This is a genomic window from uncultured Granulicatella sp. (assembly GCF_963545075.1).
Lineage (GTDB): Bacteria > Bacillota > Bacilli > Lactobacillales > Aerococcaceae > Granulicatella.
Genome location: NZ_CAUUHX010000079.1, coordinates 1 through 2788 on the forward strand (window position 1 = coordinate 1; position 2788 = coordinate 2788).

At 33.0% G+C, this 2788-nt stretch carries 3 protein-coding genes; all 3 read right to left on the reverse strand.

The genetic code is table 11. From position 1 onward, the window contains the following. Positions 1-285 precede the first annotated feature (285 nt). The 3 genes from RWZ86_RS08185 to liaF are packed head-to-tail and all read right to left on the reverse strand — an operon-like array spanning position 286 to position 2712. Positions 286-921: a response regulator transcription factor gene (locus RWZ86_RS08185; RefSeq protein WP_314681334.1), complete on the reverse strand. Its 636-nt coding sequence runs from the start codon at positions 919-921 to the stop codon at positions 286-288. 4 nt (positions 922-925) lie between these two features. Next, positions 926-1981, reverse strand: coding sequence for a sensor histidine kinase (locus RWZ86_RS08190; protein WP_314681336.1), 1056 nt, complete (start codon positions 1979-1981; stop codon positions 926-928). After that, positions 1978-2712, reverse strand: a complete 735-nt coding sequence (liaF, locus tag RWZ86_RS08195; RefSeq protein ID WP_314681338.1) for a cell wall-active antibiotics response protein LiaF — start codon at positions 2710-2712, stop codon at positions 1978-1980. Before liaF ends, RWZ86_RS08190 begins: the two co-directional genes overlap by 4 nt. Positions 2713-2788: the final 76 nt, after the last annotated feature.

Here is a 2788-nt window from a genome sequence, read left to right on the forward strand (position 1 = left end):
CTCAGACTAAATTCAACTGATTTCTAAACTAGAATTTAGATTGAGAATTTACCTCAGCATTTTTTCTACCGAAACTGTCACTCTATCAATCGTACTCTAATATATGCATGTCAGACAACAAAGACTTTTCATAGTAGTATTGGTGATAAAAGCCAAGGTTGGCTTTTATCACTGGAAAATTTGAGACCCTAGGCTCAAATTTTAGGCATGAGACTTGCATTTTTTTGCAAGGCTGCTGCCGTCCATTACTACTATACCCAGAAAAGTCTTTAAAAATTTATGCCTTTAAGGCTGGACCAAACGGTGCTTAAACGCATAAATCGTCGCTTGTGTACGATCTTCTACTTGCAACTTCGATAAAATATTCGAAACATGAGTCTTCACCGTCTTTAACGTAATAAAACACTCGTCCGCAATTTCTTGGTTCGATTTTCCTTGCGCAATTAATAAAAGCACTTCTTTTTCACGACTCGTTAATTCTTCAAACAAGCGAAATTCCTCTTCCACTTCATGACGATGTTCTAACTTCTCGCTCACTTCTTTTTCAAACACGCCTTCTCCACGATAAGTATCACGAATCGCTTGCGCAATTTCAGAAGCAGATGAAGTTTTTAGTAAATAGCTTTTCGCTCCAGCAGTAATTGCTGGATATACTTTTTCATCATCGATAAAACTTGTCACAATAATAATTTTTGCTTCTTTCCATTTCGATAAAATTTCTTTTGTCGCTTCAATTCCATCCATCACAGGCATTACTAAGTCCATTAAAATTATATCTGGTTTTAATTCTAATGCTTTTTCAACACCAATTTTTCCATTTTCTGCTTGAGCAATCACTTCAATATCCTCTTGAACAGATAAATAGGCTGATACCCCTAATCGAACCATTTCATGGTCATCTACTAATAGAACTTTAATCATTCAACTACTCCTTCTCCTGCTTTTGAGGAATTTTAATTTCAATAATCGTTCCTTGATTGGCAATACTTATAATTTTGCATTGCCCTCCCATTCCTGCTACACGTTCTTCAATATTTTTCAAACCATAACTTCCTGCTTTTGAAACACTTGTATCAAATCCGACACCATCATCGACTAGTTTCAAAATAATATAATCATCCTTTTGTTTTAAAAAGACTTCTAATTGTTTGGCTTTTGCATGTCGTAATGTATTGGACACCAATTCTTGTACAATTCTAAACAGATGATCTTCAAACGTACTCGGTAGTGTTACTTCATCTAATTCCCAATGAAGAGATAATTGCACTTTTGTCGTTAATTCTTTTAATAAGCTTTCAATTCCTTGAACTAATGTTTTATTTTCCAGTGAAATTGGACGTAAGTGTAAGAGTAAAGCCCTCATTTCTGATTGAGAATCATTAATCACTTTCTCTACTAAGGCTAATTGTTGCTGGATGGCTGGAGACAATTGATTTTTTTGCTCATTCATAGCAGATAGCATCATCATCGCAGCAAACAATTGTTGGCTCACTGAATCGTGTAACTCTCGAGCAATGCGATGTCTTTCCAATTCAATAATTTCTTCCTTCGTTTCTTCTCCAATATATTCTGGTCTAGAAGAAATTTGTTGAAGATTTTGAACAAATTGTTCCTGCATTTCTGCTATTTTAGCCGTTTCTTGGAAAAAAGTATCCAATCGAATCATTAATAATGGCCGATACCAAATTTCATTCACTGATTTTTTTACATTTGAAAATTGCTGATTTCTAATGGCTTCTAATTGATTATAAATAACAGAATCGGTTAATCGTTGTAAGAAAAACACAATACTAGCTGCCATAAACGTAATGACAAACACAATTAATGTCACCACTAAAAACAATAAAATCAATTGATTAGACGACAGTTTTTCAAATAACTCAATCCCAAATAAAGAATGAATAACATTTACTCCAATTAGAAAAATACTGGAGACAAATAGAAACACAACAAAACAGATTCGTAAAAACCACTTTTTCATGCTTCAATCACCTCAATTTCTCCAACAAGAACTGACGAGATAATCGTAATTTTTTTATTACTAGATTCAAAACGTTCTGAATACATCGTAATTGTCTCATTTTTTAATTCTAACTGTTGCCCATCAAACTTTACTTCACCAATAAATGCATTATGACAAAGTTTCACACCAATCCCAATAGGAACAATCACACGAATACGACCAATTCCTTTTCGAATCATAATGATATTTTGTTCATTTGGAAGAACAGTATTTCCTAAATCAATAATCGTATCCCCCATTAATTGGCTAATATTAATATCATCCCATTCAAATGTATCTTTCCCAATTTTTTGGACGCCAATCCATTCCTGTCTTTGCGTATCAAATCTCTCAGACGGTTCTTCTAGCTTAACGGAAACATATCTCTTTTTCTTCCAAATCCATTCACTATCCTCTGAAAAATATTTTTTAATTAATTTTCTTCCATAAGAAAGACCATAAACGATTAAAATACTTCCCGCTATCCAAATTCCCCATGTAGAAAATACCGCTAAAAGAATCATTAATATCCCAAAGAAAATCCCATTTGTCCGAATAAAACGATTTTTTAATTGAACGGCAATTCCTACAAAAATAATTCCTAACACAAATAAATACAGCAAGTGGTGATTTGTAAATAATTGAAATCCTGTTAAAAACATCCCAATGGCTATAATAAATAGTATTAAGATGAATCGATTCTTTTTCATTTCTACCCTTCTTTCTCTAGAGTAATTTCTCACTATAAAAGTAACATATTCCTTCTTTCCTGACTATCCATCTAAA

Excerpts from the sequence above, each read along its gene's own strand:
- RWZ86_RS08190 (WP_314681336.1), bottom strand. The coding sequence starts at position 1,981 with ATGAAAAAGTGGTTTTTACGAATCTGTTTTGTTGTGTTTCTATTTGTC.
- liaF (WP_314681338.1), bottom strand. The coding sequence starts at position 2,712 with ATGAAAAAGAATCGATTCATCTTAATACTATTTATTATAGCCATTGGG.
- RWZ86_RS08185 (WP_314681334.1), bottom strand. The coding sequence starts at position 921 with ATGATTAAAGTTCTATTAGTAGATGACCATGAAATGGTTCGATTAGGG.